This is a genomic window from Phyllobacterium sophorae (assembly GCF_003010965.1).
GTDB classification, from domain to species: Bacteria; Pseudomonadota; Alphaproteobacteria; order Rhizobiales; family Rhizobiaceae; genus Phyllobacterium; species Phyllobacterium sophorae.
The window spans coordinates 158,372-181,139 of sequence record NZ_PGGM01000004.1; the positions used below are offsets into that span (position 1 = coordinate 158,372).

Annotated in this window: 24 protein-coding genes and 1 tRNA gene; 11 read left to right on the top strand and 14 right to left on the bottom strand. The window is 59.8% G+C overall.

Going from position 1 to position 22,768, the window contains the following annotated elements; genetic code table 11:
- Positions 1-97: 97 nt before the first annotated feature.
- Positions 98-559: a paraquat-inducible protein A gene (locus CU103_RS11610; RefSeq protein ID WP_106664270.1), complete on the top strand. Its 462-nt coding sequence runs from the start codon at positions 98-100 to the stop codon at positions 557-559.
- A 61-nt stretch (positions 560-620) separates the two neighbouring features.
- Here the strand turns inward: CU103_RS11610 and sciP are convergent, their stop codons facing one another.
- Positions 621-896 (bottom strand): CtrA inhibitor SciP, encoded by a 276-nt coding sequence (sciP, locus tag CU103_RS11615; protein WP_081816000.1) that lies wholly within the window; start codon positions 894-896, stop codon positions 621-623.
- Between the two features lie 300 nt (positions 897-1,196).
- Here sciP and mnmA point away from each other — a divergent pair, with 300 nt between their 5' ends.
- Positions 1,197-2,387, top strand: coding sequence for a tRNA 2-thiouridine(34) synthase MnmA (mnmA, locus tag CU103_RS11620; protein WP_210203748.1), 1,191 nt, complete (start codon positions 1,197-1,199; stop codon positions 2,385-2,387).
- A 47-nt stretch (positions 2,388-2,434) separates the two neighbouring features.
- Here mnmA and CU103_RS11625 read toward each other — a convergent pair whose 3' ends face one another.
- Both CU103_RS11625 and CU103_RS11630 read right to left on the bottom strand, forming a co-directional pair.
- The gene (locus tag CU103_RS11625; RefSeq protein ID WP_106664272.1) at positions 2,435-3,553 is read right to left on the bottom strand and encodes a DegT/DnrJ/EryC1/StrS family aminotransferase; all 1,119 of its coding nucleotides are present in this window, start codon (positions 3,551-3,553) and stop codon (positions 2,435-2,437) included.
- Positions 3,554-3,768: 215 nt separating this feature from the next.
- Positions 3,769-4,728, bottom strand: a complete 960-nt coding sequence (locus CU103_RS11630) for a Gfo/Idh/MocA family protein (RefSeq protein ID WP_106664273.1) — start codon at positions 4,726-4,728, stop codon at positions 3,769-3,771.
- Between the two features lie 302 nt (positions 4,729-5,030).
- On the opposite strand from CU103_RS11630, the gene CU103_RS11635 reads away from it, so the two are divergent.
- The 3 genes from CU103_RS11635 (at position 5,031) to CU103_RS11645 (ending at position 6,945) form a co-directional block, all read left to right on the top strand.
- Positions 5,031-5,107: transfer RNA gene (locus CU103_RS11635), tRNA-Met, on the top strand.
- A 256-nt stretch (positions 5,108-5,363) separates the two neighbouring features.
- The gene (locus CU103_RS11640) at positions 5,364-6,224 is read left to right on the top strand and encodes a hypothetical protein (protein WP_106664092.1); all 861 of its coding nucleotides are present in this window, start codon (positions 5,364-5,366) and stop codon (positions 6,222-6,224) included.
- A gap of 88 nt (positions 6,225-6,312) precedes the next feature.
- Complete coding sequence (locus CU103_RS11645) at positions 6,313-6,945, top strand: LysE family translocator (RefSeq protein WP_106664093.1); 633 nt, start codon at positions 6,313-6,315, stop codon at positions 6,943-6,945.
- On the opposite strand, the gene CU103_RS11650 is transcribed toward CU103_RS11645, so the two are convergent.
- Positions 6,933-7,850 carry a LysR family transcriptional regulator gene (locus CU103_RS11650; protein WP_106664274.1) on the bottom strand — a complete coding sequence of 306 codons (918 nt, stop codon included), beginning with the start codon at positions 7,848-7,850 and terminating at the stop codon, positions 6,933-6,935. The genes CU103_RS11645 and CU103_RS11650 overlap by 13 nt on opposite strands.
- A 106-nt stretch (positions 7,851-7,956) precedes the next feature.
- Between CU103_RS11650 and CU103_RS11655 the strand changes: the two genes are divergently transcribed.
- The gene (locus tag CU103_RS11655) at positions 7,957-8,589 is read left to right on the top strand and encodes a pyridoxamine 5'-phosphate oxidase family protein (RefSeq protein ID WP_106664094.1); all 633 of its coding nucleotides are present in this window, start codon (positions 7,957-7,959) and stop codon (positions 8,587-8,589) included.
- 7 nt (positions 8,590-8,596) lie between these two features.
- Here the strand turns inward: CU103_RS11655 and CU103_RS11660 are convergent, their stop codons facing one another.
- Positions 8,597-8,779, bottom strand: a complete 183-nt coding sequence (locus CU103_RS11660) for a hypothetical protein (protein ID WP_106664095.1) — start codon at positions 8,777-8,779, stop codon at positions 8,597-8,599.
- A 250-nt stretch (positions 8,780-9,029) separates the two neighbouring features.
- Between CU103_RS11660 and CU103_RS11665 the strand changes: the two genes are divergently transcribed.
- Complete coding sequence (locus CU103_RS11665; RefSeq protein ID WP_210203749.1) at positions 9,030-11,567, top strand: DNA translocase FtsK; 2,538 nt, start codon at positions 9,030-9,032, stop codon at positions 11,565-11,567.
- Positions 11,568-11,657: 90 nt separating this feature from the next.
- Here the strand turns inward: CU103_RS11665 and CU103_RS11670 are convergent, their stop codons facing one another.
- Entirely contained in the window at positions 11,658-12,731 is a 1,074-nt protein-coding gene (locus CU103_RS11670) for a Tim44 domain-containing protein (protein WP_106664097.1), read from the bottom strand.
- Positions 12,732-12,877: 146 nt separating this feature from the next.
- Here CU103_RS11670 and CU103_RS11675 point away from each other — a divergent pair, with 146 nt between their 5' ends.
- On the top strand, positions 12,878-13,363 hold the full coding sequence (locus CU103_RS11675) for a tetratricopeptide repeat protein (protein ID WP_106664098.1): 486 nt from the start codon (positions 12,878-12,880) through the stop codon (positions 13,361-13,363).
- A 74-nt stretch (positions 13,364-13,437) separates the two neighbouring features.
- Positions 13,438-15,192 carry an adenylate/guanylate cyclase domain-containing protein gene (locus tag CU103_RS11680; protein WP_245448736.1) on the top strand — a complete coding sequence of 585 codons (1,755 nt, stop codon included), beginning with the start codon at positions 13,438-13,440 and terminating at the stop codon, positions 15,190-15,192.
- Positions 15,193-15,226: 34 nt separating this feature from the next.
- Here CU103_RS11680 and CU103_RS11685 read toward each other — a convergent pair whose 3' ends face one another.
- From CU103_RS11685 to CU103_RS11695, 3 genes are all read right to left on the bottom strand, one after another.
- Complete coding sequence (locus tag CU103_RS11685; RefSeq protein WP_106664099.1) at positions 15,227-16,000, bottom strand: molybdopterin-binding protein; 774 nt, start codon at positions 15,998-16,000, stop codon at positions 15,227-15,229.
- A complete protein-coding gene (locus tag CU103_RS11690; protein ID WP_106664100.1) occupies positions 15,997-16,875 on the bottom strand; it encodes a cytochrome b/b6 domain-containing protein in 879 nt (292 codons plus the stop codon). The genes CU103_RS11685 and CU103_RS11690 overlap by 4 nt, the downstream gene beginning before the upstream one ends.
- Positions 16,876-17,043: 168 nt before the next feature.
- Positions 17,044-17,313, bottom strand: a complete 270-nt coding sequence (locus CU103_RS11695) for a pentapeptide MXKDX repeat protein (RefSeq protein WP_106664101.1) — start codon at positions 17,311-17,313, stop codon at positions 17,044-17,046.
- A gap of 226 nt (positions 17,314-17,539) precedes the next feature.
- On the opposite strand from CU103_RS11695, the gene CU103_RS11700 reads away from it, so the two are divergent.
- Together CU103_RS11700 and CU103_RS11705 are read left to right on the top strand one after the other, a co-directional pair.
- Positions 17,540-18,097, top strand: a complete 558-nt coding sequence (locus CU103_RS11700; RefSeq protein WP_106664102.1) for a sigma-70 family RNA polymerase sigma factor — start codon at positions 17,540-17,542, stop codon at positions 18,095-18,097.
- Entirely contained in the window at positions 18,084-18,725 is a 642-nt protein-coding gene (locus CU103_RS11705) for an NrsF family protein (protein WP_162707071.1), read from the top strand. The genes CU103_RS11700 and CU103_RS11705 overlap by 14 nt, the downstream gene beginning before the upstream one ends.
- 34 nt (positions 18,726-18,759) lie before the next feature.
- Here the strand turns inward: CU103_RS11705 and CU103_RS31385 are convergent, their stop codons facing one another.
- Genes CU103_RS31385 through iolD form a run of 5 tightly spaced genes read right to left on the bottom strand, consistent with a single transcriptional unit; the run spans position 18,760 to position 22,756 of the window.
- On the bottom strand, positions 18,760-18,897 hold the full coding sequence (locus CU103_RS31385; protein ID WP_162707072.1) for a hypothetical protein: 138 nt from the start codon (positions 18,895-18,897) through the stop codon (positions 18,760-18,762).
- Positions 18,898-19,695: a 5-deoxy-glucuronate isomerase gene (gene iolB, locus CU103_RS11710; RefSeq protein WP_106664104.1), complete on the bottom strand. Its 798-nt coding sequence runs from the start codon at positions 19,693-19,695 to the stop codon at positions 18,898-18,900.
- A 4-nt stretch (positions 19,696-19,699) separates the two neighbouring features.
- Positions 19,700-19,921: a hypothetical protein gene (locus tag CU103_RS11715; RefSeq protein WP_106664105.1), complete on the bottom strand. Its 222-nt coding sequence runs from the start codon at positions 19,919-19,921 to the stop codon at positions 19,700-19,702.
- Positions 19,922-19,934: 13 nt separating this feature from the next.
- The gene (gene iolE, locus CU103_RS11720; protein ID WP_106664106.1) at positions 19,935-20,852 is read right to left on the bottom strand and encodes a myo-inosose-2 dehydratase; all 918 of its coding nucleotides are present in this window, start codon (positions 20,850-20,852) and stop codon (positions 19,935-19,937) included.
- A 53-nt stretch (positions 20,853-20,905) separates the two neighbouring features.
- On the bottom strand, positions 20,906-22,756 hold the full coding sequence (gene iolD / locus CU103_RS11725; protein WP_106664107.1) for a 3D-(3,5/4)-trihydroxycyclohexane-1,2-dione acylhydrolase (decyclizing): 1,851 nt from the start codon (positions 22,754-22,756) through the stop codon (positions 20,906-20,908).
- Positions 22,757-22,768: the final 12 nt, after the last annotated feature.

Genomic DNA, 22,768 nt, shown 5'->3' on the forward strand with positions numbered 1-22,768 from the left:
CGAATGTGATAAGGCGGTCCTTACCATCGTTCGTCCTTGACGTGCACCAATTGTTTCCTCCATGCATATCCTCGATCAGCTTTGGTTCGGGATCAGCATGCCGGCAAGATTTCTTATTCCCATCTTTCTCTTCATCGCCACTTTCTCCCTTGCGCTCGGGTTGACCATGCCGCTGATGAATGTCAGCAAGCTGTATTTCTTCGACGAGAACCCTTCGCTCCTCGCTATTGTCACGACCCTCTGGAGGGACGGCGACTGGCTTTTGGCCGTTATCGTGACGCTGTTTTCCGTGATCCTGCCGATCGCCAAGCTGGCAGTCGCGCAGCTGGCGGCAGCGCAAGTGACCGCCGCCACACATATTCTGCATCGCTGGATCGCTATCCTGTCGAAATGGTCGATGCTGGATGTACTGCTCGTCGCCCTCGTCATTTTCGGGGCCAAGACCAGCGGGCTCGCAACTGCGATCGCCCAGCCGGGCCTGTGGTTTTTCACCGCCTCGGCAATATTGTCGGCGGTAGCAACACATTTCATTGCGCGGGAAGAAAAAACTGCCGCATAGATCTGCAAACGAAAAAGGCCGGTCTCGCGACCAGCCTTTTCCTCACTCATTGCACCATCATCTAATGACGATATTGCTGTATCCGGGTCGTTCTAAGACCAGCCAGCCCGTGATCGGAGATCGAGGACTGCCAGGACAGGAACTCTTCCACCGTTAAAGTATAGCGTTGGCAAGCCTCCTCAAGACTAAGAAGACCACCGCGCACAGCGGCAACCACCTCAGCCTTGCGGCGAATAACCCAACGCCGCGTGTTCGCGGGTGGAAGATCGGCGATGGTCAGCGGGCTGCCATCCGGGCCGATTACGTATTTTACTCTCGGTCGAACAAGATCGGTCATTGTACTCTCTACACTAAACTTCAAGACCTATCGCAGCCGACATTACAGTGAGGGCTTTAACAATTGCCTAAACGCCTGGTCACTCTCTGGTAACCTCAGTTAACGGACCGGCAGTATTTTCATTGAGCTTTGGCGCATCGTCCGGACTATCCGCGTTTTGATAGCGAAAGTCTGCCTTTCCCACGGATCAAGAAAAGCGCCCCGGTTGCGACTTCCTGTTGGCAAGCGAAGGTCAATAACCTATATAGAGCCGACAAGTGCGCTGCGCCTTTATGCCGCTGCAAAGAACCGGATCCGCTTATGACACTGAATAATCTCGATCTGCCGGGAAAGCCGGAAGACACCCGTATCGTCGTTGCCATGTCTGGCGGCGTGGATTCTTCCGTCGTGGCGGGCATCTTGAAACGCCAGGGCTATGATGTGGTCGGCGTCACCTTGCAGCTCTATGATCATGGCGCATCGACCCACCGCGCCGGCTCCTGCTGCGCCGGTCAGGATATCGAAGATGCGCGCCGTGTTTCAGAGCGTCTTGGCATTCCGCATTATGTGCTCGACTATGAGGCCCGTTTCCGCGAAGCCGTGATCGATCCGTTCGCTGCGAGCTATGTCAGCGGCGAGACGCCGATCCCTTGCGTTTCCTGCAACCAGACCGTCAAGTTTGCGGATCTTCTGCAGACTGCGCGCGATCTAGGCGCTGATGCACTGGCAACCGGCCACTATATCCGCAGCCATGCCAATGGTGCGCATCGCGCCCTCTTCCGCCCGGTCGATACCGACAAGGACCAGAGCTATTTTCTCTTTGCCACGACGCAGGAGCAGATCGACTATCTGCGCTTCCCGCTCGGCGGACTGACCAAGCCGGAAACCCGCGCCATTGCCGAGGAGCTTGGTCTGACCGTCGCCAACAAGCAGGACAGCCAGGACATCTGCTTCGTGCCGCAGGGCAAGTATTCGGACATCATTTCCAAGCTCAAGCCGGAAGCGGCCAACCCCGGCGATATCGTTCACATCGATGGGCGCGTGCTCGGCCGTCATGAAGGCATCGTCCATTACACGATCGGCCAGCGCCGCGGCATCGGTGTCGCCACTGGCGATCCCCTCTATGTCATCCATCTCGACGCAGCCAATGCACGGGTGGTCGTCGGCCCGCGCGAAGCGCTCGAAACCCGCAAAGTATTCTTGCGCAACGTCAACTGGCTCGGCGATGGCCCGTTGGCGGATATTCCGGAAGGCGGGGTCGAGGTTTATGCGAAGGTCCGTTCCACGCGCCCGCCGCGCCCGGCCGTCTTGCACAACCACAACGGTGAAACATGGGTCGAACTGGTCGATGGCGAAAGCGGTATCGCACCGGGCCAGGCCTGCGTTCTCTATTCGGATGACAGCAATACCGCCCGCGTCTTCGGCGGCGGCTTCATTGGCCGTTCTGAACGCGCACCGCAGGCGGAGGCCATGCTCAAGCGCCTGGCGCAGCAGGGGCACGCGGCGGCCTAGCGCCTTTTCTCTCCCTTGCGGGAGAGAAAGCCCGCACCAGCGTCCGCTTACTCGCCAAGAAAATCGCGGATCGTGCCGATGATGCGATCCTGGTCGGCCGTGCCAAGATAAGGATGCATTGGCAGGCAGAGAATGTTCTTCGGCAGGGTCTCCGAAACCGGCAGACCGCCCGGCGCGCGCATATAGTGCTCGTAGGCCACCTGCAGATGCAGCGGCTTTACATAATAGATCACCGACGGAATGCCGTTGGCCTGCAGGTGCGCCTTCAGCGCGTCACGGTTCTTCGTTTCGATCGCATACTGCGCCCAGGCCGAACGCGAGCCTTCCGGCATATGCGCCACCTTGACCACATCCTTCAGCCCGTTGGCATAGCGCTTCGCCACAGCCTGCCGCGCTTCCATCTCATCTTCGAGAATGGCGAGCTTTTCGATCAGGATTGCTGCCTGGATTGTGTCGAGGCGAGAATTCAGCCCGATGCGCACATTGTCATACTGCGTCTCGCCCTTGCCGTGAAACAGCACCGAACGCAGCACCTCCGCCAGCGCGCCATCATTGGTGAACATCGCGCCGCCATCGCCGTAGCAGCCGAGCGGCTTGGCCGGATAAAAGCTCGTCGCCGCCACGTCCCCGAAGGCGCCGCACATGGCATTGTCGCGCTTGCCGCCGATCGACTGCGCCGCATCCTCGATCACGAACAGGCCTTCCCGCGACGCAATGGCGGAAAGCGACGTGTAATTGGCCGCAAGTCCGAACAGATCGACCGGAATAATCGCCTTCGGCTGCAGCCGGCCCTCGGCGCGTACAGCGGCAATCGCTGCCTCGAGCTGCTCCACATTGATATTGTAGGTGTCGGCGTCGACATCGATGAAAACCGGTTCCGCGCCGGCAAGCGCCACCACTTCCGCTGTCGCCGCAAAGGTGAAGCTCGGGCAGAACACCGCATCGCCCGGACCGATTCCCTTTGCCATCAAAGGCATCAGCAGTGCATCGGTGCCATTGGCGCAGGCAATCACATGCTCGACGCCGACATAGTCGGCCAGGCGTTTTTCGAACTCGGCCACTTCCGGTCCGAGAATATATTTGCCTTCGCGCACGACTTTAGCGATCGCCGCATCGAGTTTGCCGCTAATCCGTTCACGCTGTGCGCCGAGATCGATGAACTGCATCATTGCTCCAATATCAAATGTCGCCGCGAATCTGCCGCGGACAACGGTCAAGCCAACTCTTTAAAATGGCAGCTCGAGGTCTGCCAGAGGGCGCCATTCAAAGTTTGCCTCATCCTTTAACAAGGCGTGGGCCTTGTAACAACGCTTGAAACGCAGGGCAATGCGATTGCATATTCACAATGCGTGGTTCGCCCCTCGACAAGCACTTGTTGCTATCAGCTCTTATTGTGCGCGACAGTTCCCGCCGTCAAAATCCGCAAGACCCGGATTGCCTCTTCGCCATCCGTCTTTGGCTGAACGCGCGTCTGGATACTTTCGATGAAATTCTGGCATTCCCGCGTCAGCGGCATGCCCTGCGCGACCTTGATATAGGTCGGCTCTTCGGTGGTCGAAGCCCACTGGCCGTTGTCCTGCCAAATCGAATGCTTGTAGACCGCGAGTTTCTTGTCCCATTGCTCCATATCGTCAAACACGGCCATGGCCTTGGTTCCGACGACGGCCAGGCGGCGCTCGCGGTAGGGGTTGAGCCGCGAGGCGAAGAGATGGCCGCGCACATTGTTGGGGAAGCTCAAATGCAGATGGGCGAAATCACTGAGGTGATCGAGCACGGCAGCGCCCTCGCCGCGCACTTCCAGCGGCTCCGTGCCGGTTATCGCAAGGATCATGGAAAGGTCGTGCGGGGCAAGATCCCAGAGCGCATCGTTCTCCGTATGGAATTTGCCGAGGCCAAGGCGGTGCGAGTGGATGTAGCGCACTTTCCCGAGGTCGCCGGCCTTGACGAGGTCCAGCAATTTCTCGAAGGCGGGGTGAAAGCGCAGCACATGCCCGACCATGAAGATGCGGCCATTGTCGTGCGCAGCCTTTACGGCGCGTTCCGCATCGGGCACCGTCAGGGCGATCGGCTTTTCAACCAGCACGTCCTTGCCATTGGTCACGGCCCTGATTGCAGCTTCCGCGTGAAATTGCGGCGGCAATGCCATGACAATGGCGTCTACGTCCGGGTGAGTGAAAAGATCGTCGGCTTCGATGTGTAAAACGCCCTGCTCGGCGGCAAAGCCCGCAGCGCGATCGCTGTTCTGATCGGAGACGGCATAAAGAGCACCGAGGCTCTTTAATGTACGGATATGGTTGCTGCCCCAATAACCACAACCCAGCACTGCAATCCGTGGAGCCATCTTTTCAGCCTTGTTCATGACGGCATCCAATATCTGGAGCCGGAAACGATGACAAGTGTTGGATGTGAGCAATTGCGCAGCAGGCTGGCAAAATCATGATGCGTGGTTGGTAGCACAACAGGACCGCCGCGCGATATGGCCGTTTGGTCATTCATCTGCGATTGCTCCAGAAGATCGCTTGACAGGCTGTTGCTCCCCACATATATCCGCCCACGTCCCTGTCACCCGCTTGAAGTGAATGACAGCGCGCACCTCCGGTCTCCTTTGCAGGCAAACCATTGACGGGTCGCGATGAAATGTGGGGCGAAGTAGCTCAGTAGGTTAGAGCAGAGGAATCATAATCCTTGTGTCGGGGGTTCGAATCCCTCCTTCGCTACCATTGCCTCTTCCAATTCCGGGATTTCATTCCAGATCAAGGCAGAGAACGGGTTTGCCAATATTTCGGGATCTCCGCATCGCGGGACGCCACCCGTTTGTTCGGTTATGCCCATTTGAAGACCGCCCGGAGACAATTTTTCCCCGCTATTCCTGACCCGAAGTAAGTAGGTTCCCCGCCCCCTAATCCATTTAATCTAAACAGCGCGGGTGCTATAATATCCGTTTGGGAAAAGGAATTGTTTTGGGGGGAGTAAGACATGTCTACTCAAGATACACCCGGGCCAATCAGCCAGCGTTTTACGCTGAACAGCACCATCAATACAGGAACGATCTACATTTGTGCCGCGATTGGCGGTTTTATCGCCGCGGTTGCTGATCTGGTCCAGAAGGAAGAAGCATCCGCGGTCGAAAAGATCACCAAGGTGTCGGCGCGCCATCTTGAACTGACCGTCCAGCCCCTTTGGACCTTGTCGCTTCTGGTCATCCTCGCAGCGGCGCTTTGCTTTGTCTTTCAGCCAAAGGACCGCAAACAGTCATTTGGCGTTGGCGTTGGCATCATTGCAGCCATCATGACACTCACGCCGTACAAGGGACCGCTTACGGGGGCGCCGATCGACCCGCCAGCCGTGACCGACCCAGCGGAAAGCTATTACGCGCCGGCGATGGTTCATCGCGTCAGCGACAAAGGCGGATTTCTCAGCGGATCAAAGCGGCCGGGGAAGAACGGTCTGACCGAAGGCCAGCTTGCGTTCACCGTCTCGAACGCGACCAGCGACGAGGCGGTCATTGCAGCGTCAATCTTTGTCGGTTCGCGCGACTACTACCAGAAATACATTGCAAATCCTGGCTCTGATGTCACCTTTGCCTTCCAGCTGCCACCCAATGTTCGCGGGCAAAAAGTATCCTATGCGCTTGAAGTCAACGGCAAGCGCCTTCCGAACCGGACGCTTACTCCCGGCGCTGACGGTTTCGCCGTGTCGGCGGAGATCAGGTCCGATATGACGACCGTACAGGAGTTCGACGGATCGGATGTGGAAGAATATTCTACCAAGCGTAACGTCAACGGCAGCTTTACGAGGAAACTGCAGGATAAGCTGTTCAACAACTATCGATGGTAGTGCGTGGCCTGTCACTTCTCCTTGAATCTGCGGCCAAGGCATTGTCTAGTCGGACCCGACGATCTGGAATTGCGACAGGAGCCAAAGCATGCCGTCGACCGAGCTGTTCATTGCGTTTCTCGCCACCACGGCGATCTTCGCCTATATCCCCGGTCCGGCCATGCTCTATGCTGCAGCACAGACGATAGCGCGCGGCCGCGGCGCGGGCCTCATGGCATCGCTCGGTATTCATCTTGGTTGTTACGTGCATGTCATTGCCGCCGCCGCCGGGCTATCGGTGCTTTTTCACGCCGTGCCCATGCTCTACATGGCGGTTAAGTTTGCCGGTGCGGCTTATCTGATCTGGCTCGGCATCTCGCTGTTCCGCGCCAAGGCGCAAGGCGAAGTTGCCCTGCCCGGCATCGAAATGAAATCCGGCCGGCGCGCCTTTTTCGAAAGCATCAGCGTCGAGGTTCTCAATCCGAAGACCGCGATTTTCTTCATGGCTTTCCTGCCGCAATTCATCGACGCATCCGCTGCGTTTCCGGTCTGGGTCCAGTTCGTCATTCTGGGAACCATCGTCAATCTGATGTTCTCGTCCGCCGATATCGTATGCGTGATACTCGCGGGCGCGGTGATTACCAGGCTGCGGCGCTCAAGCCACGCGCAGCGCCTCATGCAGCGTGCCGGTGGCGCGATGCTTGTTGGGCTCGGCGCTCATCTCGCCTTTCAGAAAAGCTGATCCAAACCCGCTATGCGGTCACCGGCCCTCAATCTCGGCACGGCGAAATCCAGAAAGGCCCGCAGCTTCAGCGGGACCAGCCCCTGTGCAATGTAGATGGCGCTGACCGGCCACGGCGGCGGCTCGAATGGCTCCAGCACCATCTGCAGTTCGCCTGCGGCGATGGCGCGCGCGGCCTGATATGAGAGCAGCCGCGTCACCCCAAGTTGCGCCACTGCCGCATCGACCGCCGCTTCCGCTGTGGTCACGCTGAGCCGGGAATGAACCGGCACGGCGACCTCTTTCCTGCCGCGCATGAACGTCCAGACGCTTGGTGACGTGAACCCCTCGAATGTGATGCAGTCATGGCCGGCAAGGTCTTCCGGCCGCTGTGGTATGCCGCGCCGTGCCAGATAGGCCGGGCTCGCATAGGTTGCACGCCGGATCGAACCCACTTTGGTTGCAACCATGTTGCTGTCCGGCAAATTGCCGATGCGGATCGCAAGGTCGACATGATCCTCCACCAGATTGACCAGACGATCGCTAAGGCTCAGCCTGATATTGATCTCGGGAAAGGCTTTGAGAAACTCTACCACGACCGGCAGCACATGCAGGCGCCCGAACACGACCGGCGCGGTGACTGTGAGATCACCCTTCGGCGTTGTGTATTCGCCCGTGGCGGCACGCTCGGCTTCGTCCACCTGTTCAAGTATGGCCCTGCTGGCTTCGACATAGGCGCGTCCGGCATCCGTCAGCAACAGGTGGCGGCTCGAACGGATGAGCAAACGCGTGTTCAGATGCGCCTCGAGATCGGCAACTTTCCGGCTCACGGTGGCGAGCGGCATGGCGAGGCGCCGCGATGCGGCCGAAAGGCTGCCGGTTTCGACGGCTGCGATGAGAACGGTCATTGCATCGAGGCGATCCATGGCATCTTCCATTTTTCGGGAGGAATACTTCCGATAATCCCTTCTACAGCGATTTGATGGAAGAAGCTATTCTCATGGGCCAATCACGAATCCCAAGGATCCGGCCATGTCATCCGCACCCGTCTTTTCCAGCGATGTCGCCTTCACGCCGACGGTCAAATCGATCCAGACCCGCAAGGGCTCGCGCGACGGCTATGCCGGCATGGAGCAGCGCGGCGCGTGGCGCACGGGCATTACGCCGGACCTTGCGCAATTCATTCAAAGCCAGATCAGCGTGTTCCTTGCCACCGCCAACAGCGAAGGCCAGCCCTATATCCAGCATCGCGGCGGGCCTGCGGGTTTCCTGCATGTCCTCGATGAGCGGACCATCGCCTTCGCGGATTTCGCCGGCAACCGCCAATACATCACGCAAGGCAATCTCGCCGACAATGCGAAAGCCTATCTCTTCCTCATCGATTACCGCACACGCCAGCGGGTAAAACTTTGGGGCAAAGCGCGCGTGGTCGAGGGTGACGCCGGCCTCATGGCGAAGCTGATGCCGGAAAATTACCGCGCGCGGCCGGAGCAGGTGATCCTGTTCGAGGTCGCGGCCTGGGACATGAATTGCCCGCAACATATCCCGCTGCGATTCGAAGCAGCCGAGGTCGAGGCGATCGTCGCTGAGCGCGATGAACGTATCAAAACGCTCGAGGCCGAGCTGACCCGCCTGCGCAATATTGGAGCTGGTGACAGCGGCTAGTGCGCAATCACTTCTTGCGTTTGCGCTTTGGCTCGGCTGGCTTGCCATCAAAAAGATCGCTGCCGGAAGGATCGGCAATCGAATCATCGGCACCGGGTGCCGGATCGGCCTTTGCCTCGGTCTTGAGCTTGCCCGCATTTGCCGAAGCGGATTTCGGCTCATTGTCTTTCAACGCGAATTTGATCGCCATGCCACAGTGCCTTTTCAAAAATGGATATGAATTACCGCTCGCAATAAATCATCCTGAGCAAATGCCTAGCATGAAATGGCGAATATCCCGCACGAATTCCGCCATGCGATACCGCGGTCCTGTGGCCATCCTGCCACGGCGCTGAAATCGATGGCCGGGAGCGGCAAAAGTAGGAAGTTGTTAACCTTGGTTTCCTATTCAAATGGGGAGCCCATCGGGTAACTTTCACACCATTCCGTTTGCAGGCATCATGCGTATCCCCAGAACAAATTTTCCAATTAAAACAGATGAATACGGGTTTGAAGACGACTTCGGGGAGCAGCCGGTCCGTGCCGAAACACGGCCGGTGATTCCCGCAGCCGCGGCGCAGGCCCCATCCTTGCTCGGCCGGTCCGCACCGGCGGCTTACACCAGCCCGCAATATGAGCCGGTTGTCGTTAAACGTCCGGCCACGGCGCCGGTCATGAACAGGCCGGCTTCGCCCATGGCCACCCGCCCTCAGCAATCAGCGTCGTTAAACGTTGACCCATCTTCGCTGCCCATCTCGAAACGCATGTTCTCGCTGTCCGAAAACGTGCGCTTCACGCGCACGCCCGACAGCGAGCTTCTGAAGGGCAAGGAAGCGCCGGCACTTGAAGCACCAATCAAGACCGCAGCGGCGCCCCAAGAGCTGGTGGTCCCCGCCCCGCTGCCCGTTCGGCGCGCGCCGACGGAGCTGCCAAAATCACCTGTATCGCCCGCAGTGCCGCCAAAAACACCGCACGCGGTTCGCACCGGCCCCGTCATGCCCGATCCAAAAACCCCGTCGCCGGACAATTCGCCGTTCGCGTATGTCTCGGATTTCGCCTTCTTTGAATCGATGGATATCTCCGTGGACGCCGCACCGGCTGCCGCCGTCGCCCGTTCAAAGCCGAAGCCCCGGTTCAGCCCGGATGAAATCACCGCACGCTTCCGTATCGTTGAGTGCAAACCGCATCGGCCTGTGGAGGACGCGCCGAAACGGCAACTTGCAGTGCAGCCGTCCGATCCGGAGCCAATTGCTGAGCCCCCTGTTGAAGCAGAAGCGTCCGGGCCGGAATTGCAGGTGACCGGTACCATCGAAACGGCCCCGGTTGCCGCTGCCGACCAGGTTCCCGCCGCGCCAGTGCCTGCACTCGCACGGCGCCGCGACATTGCTCCGGTCCAGCCGCCTTTGCCGCCAAGACAATTCGCCATCGCCAGCCCCGTGGACGCATGGTCGCAGCACGGAGGTTACGAAAAGCCTCCGGTGACGCTGCTGCAGGAGGCAGTCACGCAGGATACCGTCACCATTTCGCAGGAAACGCTGGAACAAAACGCCGGCCTTCTGGAAAGCGTGCTGGAAGATTTCGGTATTCGCGGCGAAATCATCCATGTACGCCCCGGACCTGTCGTCACGCTCTATGAATTCGAGCCGGCGCCGGGCGTCAAATCCTCGCGCGTCATCGGCCTGGCCGACGATATCGCCCGCTCCATGTCTGCACTGTCAGCACGCGTTGCGGTGGTACCCGGCCGGAACGTCATCGGCATCGAGTTGCCGAATGCGACACGCGAAACCGTCTATCTGCGCGAAATGGTTGCATCGGACAATTTCGACAAGACCAAGTTCAAGCTGGCGCTTTGCCTCGGCAAGACCATCGGCGGCGAACCGGTCATCGCGGAACTCGCCAAGATGCCGCATTTGCTTGTTGCCGGCACCACCGGCTCCGGCAAGTCGGTCGCGATCAACACCATGATTCTCTCCTTGCTTTACCGGCTCACTCCCGACGAGTGCCGCCTGATCATGGTCGATCCGAAGATGCTCGAATTGTCGATCTATGACGGCATCCCGCATCTCCTGACACCGGTCGTCACCGATCCGAAAAAGGCTGTCATGGCCCTCAAATGGGCGGTGCGAGAGATGGAAGACCGCTACCGGAAAATGTCCAAGCTCGGTGTACGCAACATCGATGGCTTTAACGCCCGCGTCACCGGCGCTCTGGAAAAGGGTGAAACGGTCATGTGCACGGTACAGACCGGATTCGACAAGGGAACCGGCGAGCCGCAATACGAGCAGGAGGCGATGGACCTTGCGCCGATGCCCTACATCGTCATTATCGTTGACGAAATGGCCGACCTTATGATGGTCGCGGGCAAGGATATTGAAGGCGCGATCCAGCGGCTCGCCCAGATGGCCCGCGCTGCCGGGATCCATCTGATCATGGCAACGCAGCGTCCATCGGTCGATGTCATCACCGGGACCATCAAGGCCAACTTCCCGACACGTATCTCGTTCCAGGTAACGTCCAAGATCGACAGCCGTACCATTCTCGGAGAACAGGGCGCCGAGCAGCTGCTCGGCCAAGGCGACATGCTGCACATGATCGGCGGCGGGCGTATTTCCCGTGTTCATGGCCCCTTTGTTTCCGACGAGGAAGTCGAGAAGGTCGTGGCGCACCTGAAGGCTCAGGGCCAGCCGGACTATCTCGACACGGTCACCGCCGACGAAAGCGAAGAGGACGAGCCCGAGGCCGACGACAGCGCGGTCTTCGACAAGAGCGGTATGGCTGCCGAGGATGGCAACGAGCTTTACGATCAGGCAGTCAAGATCATCCTCCGCGACAAGAAATGCTCAACCTCCTATATCCAGCGCCGACTGCAGATCGGCTACAATCGCGCCGCCTCGCTCGTTGAGCGCATGGAAAAAGAAGGCCTCGTCGGACCGGCCAATCATGTGGGAAAGCGTGAGATCCTGCATGGCAACCGGGACAATGCGGCTGACATCCAATGACAAATGTAGTACGGCCGATGCGTTCCATCGGCCGTACTACAGGTTCTTGTTTGACGGCCGCTCCGCCTCGGCGAAGCGCAATAAGGGTTGTTAAGCCGCGTCCTGAATGGCCGCCAGCTTCCAATCGGAATTGGGCTTGCGCACGAAAGTCCAGACTTCCGTGGTCTGCGAAGGTTCGCCGTCATCGCCGTTGACGACCCGGCCGGTGTTACGGTCCAGCATCGCATCGACGCTCGAATAGCGCATGGCTGCGGTGGCATATTCCGCATCGCCTTCGGCCCAGGCCTCGGCAATGTCGCTCTGGAGCAGCTTCACATTGGACACGCTGTTCCGCAGCCCGTCCGTGGCATTCTGACCGAGTTCTTCCGCCAGATAGGACATGGCCTCGGGTGTGGTCAGGCTGCGCAGCGCGGCGTAATCTTCCTTGCCATAGGCGGTCTGAACTTCAGTCAGGAGCTGCTCGAACCTGTCGAGATCGTCCTGTTTCAGGCCGATTTCGTCCGATGCCGCCGTCAGTCCCTTTGCCGCATAGCCCTGGCCGGATCCTGCTGTGCTCCGTCCGGCAGTGCTCTGGTCCACAGTACGGCCTGCAGTGTCCTGGCCCGAAGCACTCTGGCCAGCACCGGAGCCAATCGTCGGAACGCGGAACGACTGAGACGCTGAAGGCTGTTCGCCATAGGAACTGCGGCCAAAGGACGGGCTTGCACCCGCTGTTGCCGTGGAAGGCTGACGCGACCGGAAGAACCGCATGGCGAGCATGATTGCGCCGATGACCAGCGCGATCTGCAGCAGCATGCCGAGCATGCCGGCAGCGCCGCCGAAACCGTAACCGAGGAAAGCACCGATCAGGCCGCCCAAAAGCAGGCCGCCGATCAGCGAACGTCCCATGCCACCAAACAAACCGGGACGCTGCTGTCCAGCCTGCGGCTGCGCCGCCGTTGGCTGGTTCTGTGGCCGCGGTGTCATCGAGCGTTCGATCGGCGCAGCCGGAGCAGGTGCGGTGCGCGTTGGCGCTGGCGCCTGGAATGTACGGGTCCCGCGGCTGCCGAAACCACCGCCACCTGCCCGCCGGGCGTCAGCCTCATACACAGCGCTGAACGACACCGCCAATCCGATGACGAATATCGCCGCAATCCGGCCAAGGTGGGAAAGAACAAATGGCATGCAGTCAGTCTCCTCTACGTAAGGCACATAACCTCGTCTCGCGCATATGGGGAAAGGGACAGACAATTTTAAGGATCGCCGGCAAATATTGACAAAGTTTCACCGGCGCGGTCACCCTGCGGCCTTCGTTGGAAGGATATGCGTCGATGACGGATAAGGATTGGCAGCAGCGTCTGGACGCTCTGTGGGCTGAATTTGACCAGCACGAACCCGATGATTTTGTCGGGAAGATCGAGAGCCTTACGGCCGGGCTCCCGCCCGGCGATGCCGTCGCGCTATTCGAGCGTGCCTCGGCAAATGACTCCGTGGGGCGCGAACAGCAAGCTGCTCCGCTTTACCGGCAGGCGCTTGCCGCCGGTCTTGCGGGTCAACTGCGGCGCCGCGCCACCATCCAGCTGGCCAGTACCCTGCGCAATCTTGGCCAGGCGGACGAAAGCATAGCGCTTCTCACCGCCGAACAGCAGGCAGGCTCCGACGAGCTTGATGATGCGGTCACGGCGTTCCTCGCCTTGTCGCTCGTCGACACCGGCAGGGAACGGGAAGCCGTTGCCCTGGCGTTAACTGCGCTTGCCCGTCACCTGCCACGGTACAACCGTTCACTGGCAGGATATGCCGGGGCCCTCATACAATAGGAGCTTTTCCGAGCGTTCCAAAGGACGCTCGTGTATAGTATTGTCCTTGGAGCTACAGCGGAGGAAGAGGGTCCGTGGGTCAACCCCAGGTAGAGCGCAGGCTGGCGGCTATTCTGGCTGCCGACGTCGTGGGCTATAGCCGGCTGATGGCAGCCGATGAAGCCGGAACGGCGCGCGCCCTGCGGGGCCACCGCGAGGCCATTTCGCCGATCATTACGAAACAGGGCGGGCGGATCGTAAAGACCATCGGCGATGGCGTATTGCTGGAGTTTCCGTCCGTCGTTGCTGCCGTTGCGTGTGGCGCAGCCATCCAGAGGCTGATGTCAGAGCGAAATGCGGCGGCACCCGCCGACCAGCGGATGCTGTTCCGGATCGGTATCAATCTCGGCGACGTCCTGATCGAAGGCGATGACATCCTGGGTGACGGTGTCAACGTCGCAGCCCGGCTTGAGGAGATTTCCGAGGCCGGTGGAATCTGCATCTCCGAAGACGTGTACCGGCAGATCGACGGCAAGGTCGATGTCAATTTTGCCGATATGGGGATGCACCACCTCAAGAATATCGCGCGCCCCCTTCGGACCTACCGGGCGCACCTTGAGCAGATCATGCCTTTGCGGGCGCCGCGACCCGCACTTCCGGACCGGCCGTCGATCGCCGTACTGCCATTTGGAAACATGAGCGATGCGGCAGAGGATTATTTCGGCGACGGCATCGTGGAAGAGATAACCATCGGGCTGTCGCGCATTCGCTGGTTGTTTGTCATCGCGCGCAATTCGAGCTTTACCTACAAGGGGCGCCCCGTCGACGTGAAGCAAGTCGGGCGCGAATTGGGCGTGCGCTACGTGCTGGAAGGCAGCGTGCGCAGGGCGGCGAACCGGGTGCGCATTTCGGCCGAACTCGTTGAAGCGGCCACGGGCATACATATTTGGGCGGATCGCTTCGAGGGAGGGCTGGAAGACATTTTCGAGCTTCAGGACCAGATAACCGCGAATGTGGTCGGCGCCATCGGATCGAAGCTCGAACAGGCCGAGATCGAGCGGGCCAAGCGCAAGCCTACCGAGAACCTCGATGCCTACGATTATTTCCTGCGCGGCTCGGCGGCGTTGCATCGCTGGAACCGGGAAGCGAACAACGAGGCTCTCCGGCTATTTTACCGCGCGATCGAACTCGATCCTGAATATGCTGCCGCTTACGGCATGGCGGCACGCTGTTATTCCCAGCGGAAGGCAAGCGGCTGGATGGTCGATCGCGTGGAGGAGACCGCCGAAACCGAGCGACTCGCCCGGCACGCCGCAGCCTTGGGCAAGGATGATGCGGTGGCGCTCTGCACGGCCGGAATCGCCTTCACATATGTTCTGGGCGCACATGACTACGGTGTTGACTTGTTGGAGCGCGCTCTTGTGCTCAATCCCAATTGGGCCTCGGCTTGGCTGTTCAGCGGTTGGGCCAGGATTTGGCTTGGCGAACCGGAGGTGGCGATGGATCATCTCGCGCGGGCCATGCGCCTGAACCCACAGGACCCCCAGATGTCCAATGCACATGCGGCAATGGCCGCGGCATACTTCTTTGCTGGCCGATACGAGGATGCATCCTCATGGGCTCATGCGGCCATTCGCGAACAGCCGGTCCACTTCATCGCAACCTGTGTCGCTGCGGCAAGCCACGCGCTAGCCGGACAAGCTCCTGAGGCTGCGGAGGCCATGGCGCGTTTGCGCCAGCTTTACCCCGACCTCCGCCTGTCGGGTCTCAACGATTGCTTCCCGATCCGGCGGCCGGAAGATGCCGCGCGATGGGCCAGTGGTCTGGAAAAAGCGGGGCTGCCACAGTGATGGTACATTTCGGTATGCCGCAGGGATTTTCGCGTTATATCCCCGCATACCATTCATAGCCGCGGTCTTCCCAGAAGCCGCCCTTGCCGCCAGCAAGGTTCTTGAAGCTGTCCACCAGTTCGATGCGCATGACATATTTGGCATGCTTGTAGCCGAGCTGGCGTTCGACCCGCAGGCGCAGCGGCGCCCCATGGCTAACTTCGAGATCCTTGCCGTTCATATTGTAGGAAAGGATCGTTTGCGGATGCCATGCATCGACAAGATCGATGCTCTCATAATAACGGCCGCTGCCGTCGAGCGACGGCTCATAATCGTCGGCGCAATGGAAAACCGCATACCGGGCGCCGGGCGCGATGCCGGCCTTCTGCAGCACGAGACCGAGAGGCACACCTTTCCACTTGCCGATGGCGCTCCAGCCTTCGACGCAATCATGCCGGGTGATCTGGGTGCGTGACGGCATGGCCTTCAGATCGGCCAGCGACAGCTCCAGCGGCGTTTGCACCATGCCATTCACCACCAGCTTCCAATCGGCAAAATTGCTCTCCATCAGCCGTGCATAGTCTTCGCTATCCGGCTGCGTCGTGCCATTCGCCTTGAAAACCGGCGACAGATCCGCCTCGGTATATTCGCGTGCCAGCGGCTGGTGCGACATGAGCAGGCGCTGAGCGCCCATGCTCAGGGATTCCGCTTTCTGCAGGACATCGTTGACGCTGGCATTTTCCACCAGGGCATCGCAGCCGGTCAGCAGCCCGGTCGCCGCGACACCGGAGCCGATCAGAAATCGGCGGCGTGTGAGATCGAATTTCATTTCGGCATCTCCTTTTCCTGTCCGATCTTCAGCACGTAATAGCCGGTGATCATCGAGCGCAGATTGTTCCAGACGCCGGAAACCAGCACCATCGCGATGTGGACGATGACAAAGGCGACGAGCAGCGACGCAGCGATAAAGTGGATCGTGCGTGCCGATTGCCGCCCGCCGAAGACATCCAACAACCACGGAAATATTGAATTGAAGCCGGGCGACATGGTGAGCCCGGTCAGCACCATCAACGGCAGGAGGATGAAAATGACGCCCACATAGGCAAGCTTTTGCAAGGAATTGTAGTGCCTTGCCTCTTCGCCCTTGGGAAAGCGCAGCCGCGCATGTTCGGAAATCTCATGCGCCAGATGCGTGGGCGTCAACTGGTCTCTGGTCGGAACGAGATCGCGGCGGAAATGGCCGGCGATCGACCCGTAGAGCAGATAGACAAGTCCATTGATGACAAAGAACCAGGCAAAGAAGAAGTGCCAGCGGCGGCCAGTAGCAAGATCTTGATAGCTTGGGATGGTGATCCATGAAGGAAAGGCGCGCGGGCTGAGTTCCCCGTCTTCTTTCGATGCGCCGAGGACGCCGGTTGTATCTATCGCCAGAGCGCCAATCCGCGTCACGCCCTTGATGGTATCGCCATCCCTGAACGCGCCGATGGATATGAAGGAGGGATCAGGAAGAGCATCGGCCCCATACTGTCCCCAGTAGAGGTGGGGATGCGCATTGAAGATTTGCAGGCCGCTCATCAGGAGGAAGCTCAGGCACAGAACGTTCAGCCAATGGGTGATGCGCACCGCGGCAGAATGGCGGTAAAACAACACCTTTTTGGGTTTCGACATTTCCGTATCGCTTGTGCCGGTCGTGACACTTGTCATTTTGAGCCTCCATGGGCCGCGGGTTGTGCGTGGTTCGACAAGCTCACCATGAGGGAAGCTGATACGCTCCACAGCAGACTGCAACGTCCACAGCTTGGCAATCTCGACAAGAACCCGGTATCCTCATGGTGAGCTTGTCGAACCACGCACAACCACTCTTTCAGTTTTTTACTTCTTCTTGGGAGCCATCGCGTCAGGCGCCATGGCGTCCTTCTTCATTGGCTGCATTGTATCCTTTTTCATCGCCATCGTGTCGCATTCCTTCATCATGGAATCCTTCTTCATGGCGTCCTTTTCCATTTCGGCCTTCTTCACGCAGTCGGCCTGCTTCATTGGATCGGCCTTCATGGCATCTTCGGCAAAGGCCAGGCCGGCACCGGCAAGACCGGTAGCGAGAACGAAGGCCGGCAGGGCGATACCGCGTGCAAAAATGTTCATGGGTTGTCTCCTTGGTTGAACAAGACACGATGAAACGTGCCCACAAGTTTCAGATGCGTCTGATCAGCTCACATGAGGCAATTCGCGAAGCCCCGCGATCCGGTTACAGCCATCACGCATTGGTGATCATTCTTTAGTGGATTCCTGCTTGAAGCATTGACCTGCCACTGACTTCCATCTCATCTGTAACCTTTCGCCGCTCCGCACGAATAAGGAATCAATCGGCGTGCATTCGATCGAAACGCGATTGAAGGAACTGATGCTCGCAAGCCTGGCGGGTGATGCGCGGAGCTATGGCGTTCTCTTGAGCGATGTTGCCAAACACTTGCGCTTCTATTTCCTGCGCCGGCTGGCCGATGCGCACAAGGGCGACGCCGACGACCTCGTGCAGGAGACGCTGATGGCATTGCACACCAGGCGCGCAACCTATGAGGTCGACAGGCCTTTCACCGCCTGGCTGCATGCGATTGCGCGCTACAAGCTGATCGACCATTTCAGGCGCAACCGCATCCGGGCGACGGTTCCGCTCGACGATGTGGAAGACCTGTTCGCGCCGGACCAGTCCGATGCGGCGGCGGATCGCATGGATGTGCAGCGGCTCCTGCAATCGGCGCCCGAAAAAACCCGCGATCTGATCTATCGCACCAGGATCGAGGGCCAGTCCATCGCCGAGGTCGCGCAAAGTACGGGCCTATCGGAGACGTCCGTAAAGGTCAGCATACACAGGGGAATAAGGGCAATAACCGCGAGGTTAAAGGGACATGCAGCCAATGATGACAAATGACCTGATTACGCGTCTGACTGGCGAATTGAAGCCCGTGCCAAGAACTGCTGTCATCATGCGGGTCGCGACAGGGCTCGGCATCAGCCTCGCCGCATCCGCGATCCTGATGTTGCTGTGGCTCGGAATGCGGCCAGACCTGGCTGAAGCCAGTACAACGATGATGTTCTGGACCAAGTTTAGCTATACGCTGATCCTCGCCGTCGCCGGTGCCTGGGCGGTCAAGCGCATCGCGCATCCGCTCGGTTCGATCCGCGTCAATCTCGGCCTGATGGCCGGCGCAATTGTGGTGATGATCATCCTTGCCTTTGCCCAGCTGGCGATGACACCGCCCGACGAATATATGGCCATGCTCAAGGGCCGGACGATTGCCGTCTGCACCTTCAATATAGTCATATTGTCATTGCCGCTGCTGATCGGCGCCTTCTGGGTGCTGCGCGGTCTCGCGCCGACGCGCCTGACCGTCGCGGGCGCGGCGGCGGGCCTTGCCGCCGGTGCAATCGCCGCGCTTGTCTATTCGTTCCACTGCTTTGAAAGCGCCATGCCGTTCATTGCGGTGTGGTACACGCTCGGCGTGCTCGTTGCCGGCCTCATCGGCGCAATCACCGGGCGGTTTATCCTGCGGTGGTAGCGCTTGCTCTTAAACAAGCAACCGAGGCTACAGTTCACGTCTCATCGTAAAGCACCCCTTCTCCGTCATTGACCCGAGGATGACGGAAGGGGAAGTGCTCGACGATGATGACAAGCCCCATGCGCTTGCGAACATCGAACCACGCACGCCTGCTCCGCAGCCGCAGTTTCACTCACCGACCCATCAGCCACTCATGTTCCACTGCGTTGTGGAATTTCCAAGTGCGCTTCGGCCCGGCCATGACATTCAGATAATAGAGATCGTAGCCGTGGCAGGCAGCGCAGGGGTGGTAGCCCTTGGGCACCATGACCACATCGCCATCCTCGATCGCCATGGCTTCGTCCAGCGTCCGGTCATCCGTATAGACGCGCTGGAAGCCAAAGCCCTGCGGCGGGTTGAAACGGTGATAGTAGGTTTCTTCGAGGTAGGATTCCGCCGGCAGGTTGTCCTGGTCGTGCTTGTGTGGCGGATAGCTCGATGTATGACCGCCCGGCGTGATGACCTCAACGACTAGCAGCGAATCCGCTGGCTCGTTCTCAGGAAGGATATTGGTGACGTAGCGGGTGTTGGTGCCCTTGCCGCGCGTCTCCTGGCCGAGATCGCCGGGCGAAATCACGCGCACCGGCAGGCCGCCGCCAAGGCCCGGTGCCGAGCACACGGCAAGCTCCAGCGGCGTATCCGCCGTCACCGACCAGTCACAGCCTTCGGGCACATAGACCGACCAGGGCTTTCCCTCGAACGGCGACATGCGTTCGCCGAGCAGTCCGAGATCGCGGCCATTGACCGTTGCAACGCCCTTGCCTGTGACAAAAACCAGGCAGACTTCCTTGGTTTCGCTTCGGCCCGAGACCGTCTGTCCCGCCACCGCACGATGCAGGTCGAAACCGACATAGGTCCATCCGGCGCTTTCCGGAGTGACATGCGCCACATGCCCGGCCCCCCGCTTGGCTTTCAGCAACAGTTTCGACATGGTTTCACTCCTTTTCGATTTCCGTTTCCGCCGGTTGGGCAGGCTCCGAAGCGTCATAGGCAATGAAGAATTGCCAGATGCCGTACCCGGCAAAGCCGAGAGCGATCACGCCCCAGAAAGGCGTCCCGGTTGCAAACTCGACGATGGCCCATGCAAAACACACGGCCACCACCGCAACGCGTCGCCAGAGCGGCCGAAACCAGGGGTGATTGCTGTCTTTGTTCATGTCGGACCCACTTTCAAACCTTGGGGAAACCCTGAGTCTCGACCGTATAGCCGGCGGCAGTCATGACCCGTATAAGTTCCTTATATCCGACTTGCGCCATCTTGAGCGGCGGATTTTTCTTCGGATCCTGCTCGGCCTCGACAACGAACCAGCCTTCGTAACCGTAATCGGCAAACTTTTGGACGATCGCACCGAAATCCAGCGAACCGTCACCCGGCACGGTGAAGGCGCCGAGGGCAACGGCGTCAAGGAAAGACTGCTTCGAGCGGTCCAAACCGTGGATCACTGGCAAGCGGACGTCCTTGACATGCACATGGTTGATCCGCCGGTGATGATTGTCGATTGCACGCAGTACGTCGCCGCCGGCGAAGGCCAGATGGCCGGCATCCAGCAGGAGCGGAATACCCTCGCCGGAATATTTCATGAAGGCGTCGAGCTCCGGTTCGGTTTCGACGACCGCTGCCATGTGATGGTGGTAGGAGAGCGGCATGCCCTGCTGTGCGCACCATTCACCGAACTCCGTGACCTTGCGGGCATAGGCCCTCATCTCCTCGTCCGTAAGCTTCGGCTTGGTCATGAGGGGTTTGGACCGATCGCCCTGGATAGAGCGGCCGACCTCGCCGTAGACGATGCAGGGCGCATTCACGGCCTTGAAAAGGTCGATCATCGGCTGGATGCGGTCCTTGTTCTTCGCCAGATCCTCTTCAACCAGCGTACCGGAGAACCAGCCGCCGCACAGCGTAACGTCCGCCTCTCGAAGGATCGGCAGCATCACGTCCGGATCATTGGGAAATCGCCGGCCCATTTCCATCCCGGTGAAGCCCGCGGAACGCGACTGGCGCAGGCACTCCTCCAGCGAGACGTCGTCGCTGAGCTCAGCGAGATCATCGTTCCACCATGCGATCGGGGACATACCCAATTTTGCCTTCACGTCATTCTCCAGTCTATGTGATATTCGTATGTTTTCGGATGGGCGCGCAGCACCTAGTTCCTGGCCGACCTCAGCTTGAGCGCTTCGTCATAGGCCTTGCGCGCTTCATTGACCTGCGGCCGCTGGCTCACCTCCGGCACGGCGACATCCCACCAGAATCCACCCTCTTCGGTGGAGATCAGGGGGTCGGTATCGATGACGATCACCGTCGTGCGGTCATTCCGTTTGGCACGCTCCAGGGCGTTTTCAATGTCGGCGATCGATGCCACTTTTTCGGCAATTGCCCCCAGGCTCCTTGCATGTGCGGCAAAATCGATATCCGGTAGAACTTCGTGTTTCGAGTCCTTCAGGAGGTTGTTGAAGTTCGCGCCGCCGGTGCCCATCTGCAGCCGGTTGATACAGCCATAGCCGCGATTGTCGAGCAGCACGATATTGATCTTGTGCCCGAGCATTACCGATGTGGCGATTTCCGAATTCAGCATCAGATAGGAGCCATCGCCGATCATGACGACAACTTCCGTCTCGGGCTTTGCCATCTTCGCACCGAGCCCGCCAGCGATCTCATAGCCCATGCAGGAGAACCCATATTCGGCATGATAGGAGCCGGGCGCGCCCGCCTGCCAGAGCTTGTGCATTTCGCCCGGCAGACCACCAGCCGCATGCAGCACGGTCGCTTCACTGCCCATCGCCCGCTGCACGGCGCCGATGACTTGGGCATCGGAAGGCAGTGCCACATTCGTGGGCCCGGTAACCTTGGCGGCAGCACGCTGCCATTCCGCCTTGCCATTCCCGGCTTTCTCGGTCCAGCCTTTCGGGGCGCGATAGTCCTTGAGCCCGGCGGCAAGTTCGACCAAGCCCTCCCGCGCGTCAGCGACCAGCGGCAACGCGCGATGCTTGGCTGCATCGAACGGCTGGATGTTGAGGCCGATGAAGGTCTTCTCGGTATTCTGGAACAATGCCCAGGAGCCGGTGGTGAAGTCCTGGAGCCGTGTTCCGACCGCGAGTATGACATCGGCCTCCTGCGCCAGCCGGTTGGCCGCTGAGGTGCCGGTCACGCCGACGGCCGCCATGTTGAGCGGGTGTCTGTCGGGCAGCGACGATTTTCCACCCTGGGTCTCGCAGACCGGAATGCCCGTCGCCTCGACGAAATCGGCGAGTTCCCGGGAGGCTTCGGAATAGATGACACCGCCGCCGGCGATCACCAGCGGCTTTTCGGCCGAACGCAGCGCTCCGATTGCCGCGGCAAGCTCGCCGATATCCGGCCGGGGGCGCCTCGGCGCCCAAAGCCGTTCCTCGAAAAAGCTTTCCGGGTAGTCATAGGCTTCCGCCTGCACATCCTGGCACAACGCCAGCGTCACCGGCCCGCACTCCGCAGGATCGGTCAGCACCGTCATCGTCCGCGTCAGCGCCGGGATGATCTGTTCCGGCCGGGTGATGCGATCGAAATAGCGGGACACCGGGCGGAAACAGTCATTGGCGGAAACGGTGCCATCGCCGAACGATTCCACCTGCTGCAGGACCGGATCCGGCAGGCGGTTCGCAAAGACGTCGCCGGGCAAAAGCAGCAGCGGCAGCCGGTTGACATGCGCCAGTGCAGCGGCGGTCACCATATTGGTCGCGCCCGGACCGACGGAGCTTGTTACCGCCATCATGCGGCGGCGGAAGCTTGCCTTGGCAAAAGCGATGGCGGCATGGGCCATGGCCTGCTCATTATGGGCACGGTAGGTCGGCAGTTCTTCGCGGACCTGATAAAGCGCCTCACCGATACCGGCAACGTTGCCATGGCCGAAAATGGCCCAGACACCGGCGAAGACCGGCATCTTTTTACCGTCGATCACCGTCATCTGGTTGGCTAGGAAGCGCGTCAGTGCCTGCGCCATGGTCAGGCGTATCGTCTTGGTCATGTCAGTCTCCTC

What these genes read in the sequence shown, in the direction of transcription:
- CU103_RS11610 (WP_106664270.1), top strand. Translation starts at nt 98, where the DNA reads ATGCCGGCAAGATTTCTTATTCCCATCTTTCTCTTCATCGCCACTTTC.
- sciP (WP_081816000.1), bottom strand. Translation starts at nt 896, where the DNA reads ATGACCGATCTTGTTCGACCGAGAGTAAAATACGTAATCGGCCCGGAT.
- mnmA (WP_210203748.1), top strand. Translation starts at nt 1,197, where the DNA reads ATGACACTGAATAATCTCGATCTGCCGGGAAAGCCGGAAGACACCCGT.
- CU103_RS11625 (WP_106664272.1), bottom strand. Translation starts at nt 3,553, where the DNA reads ATGCAGTTCATCGATCTCGGCGCACAGCGTGAACGGATTAGCGGCAAA.
- CU103_RS11630 (WP_106664273.1), bottom strand. Translation starts at nt 4,728, where the DNA reads ATGGCTCCACGGATTGCAGTGCTGGGTTGTGGTTATTGGGGCAGCAAC.
- CU103_RS11640 (WP_106664092.1), top strand. Translation starts at nt 5,364, where the DNA reads ATGTCTACTCAAGATACACCCGGGCCAATCAGCCAGCGTTTTACGCTG.
- CU103_RS11645 (WP_106664093.1), top strand. Translation starts at nt 6,313, where the DNA reads ATGCCGTCGACCGAGCTGTTCATTGCGTTTCTCGCCACCACGGCGATC.
- CU103_RS11650 (WP_106664274.1), bottom strand. Translation starts at nt 7,850, where the DNA reads ATGGATCGCCTCGATGCAATGACCGTTCTCATCGCAGCCGTCGAAACC.
- CU103_RS11655 (WP_106664094.1), top strand. Translation starts at nt 7,957, where the DNA reads ATGTCATCCGCACCCGTCTTTTCCAGCGATGTCGCCTTCACGCCGACG.
- CU103_RS11660 (WP_106664095.1), bottom strand. Translation starts at nt 8,779, where the DNA reads ATGGCGATCAAATTCGCGTTGAAAGACAATGAGCCGAAATCCGCTTCG.
- CU103_RS11665 (WP_210203749.1), top strand. Translation starts at nt 9,030, where the DNA reads ATGCGTATCCCCAGAACAAATTTTCCAATTAAAACAGATGAATACGGG.
- CU103_RS11670 (WP_106664097.1), bottom strand. Translation starts at nt 12,731, where the DNA reads ATGCCATTTGTTCTTTCCCACCTTGGCCGGATTGCGGCGATATTCGTC.
- CU103_RS11675 (WP_106664098.1), top strand. Translation starts at nt 12,878, where the DNA reads ATGACGGATAAGGATTGGCAGCAGCGTCTGGACGCTCTGTGGGCTGAA.
- CU103_RS11685 (WP_106664099.1), bottom strand. Translation starts at nt 16,000, where the DNA reads ATGAAATTCGATCTCACACGCCGCCGATTTCTGATCGGCTCCGGTGTC.
- CU103_RS11690 (WP_106664100.1), bottom strand. Translation starts at nt 16,875, where the DNA reads ATGACAAGTGTCACGACCGGCACAAGCGATACGGAAATGTCGAAACCC.
- CU103_RS11695 (WP_106664101.1), bottom strand. Translation starts at nt 17,313, where the DNA reads ATGAACATTTTTGCACGCGGTATCGCCCTGCCGGCCTTCGTTCTCGCT.
- CU103_RS11705 (WP_162707071.1), top strand. Translation starts at nt 18,084, where the DNA reads ATGATGACAAATGACCTGATTACGCGTCTGACTGGCGAATTGAAGCCC.
- iolB (WP_106664104.1), bottom strand. Translation starts at nt 19,695, where the DNA reads ATGTCGAAACTGTTGCTGAAAGCCAAGCGGGGGGCCGGGCATGTGGCG.
- CU103_RS11715 (WP_106664105.1), bottom strand. Translation starts at nt 19,921, where the DNA reads ATGAACAAAGACAGCAATCACCCCTGGTTTCGGCCGCTCTGGCGACGC.
- iolD (WP_106664107.1), bottom strand. Translation starts at nt 22,756, where the DNA reads ATGACCAAGACGATACGCCTGACCATGGCGCAGGCACTGACGCGCTTC.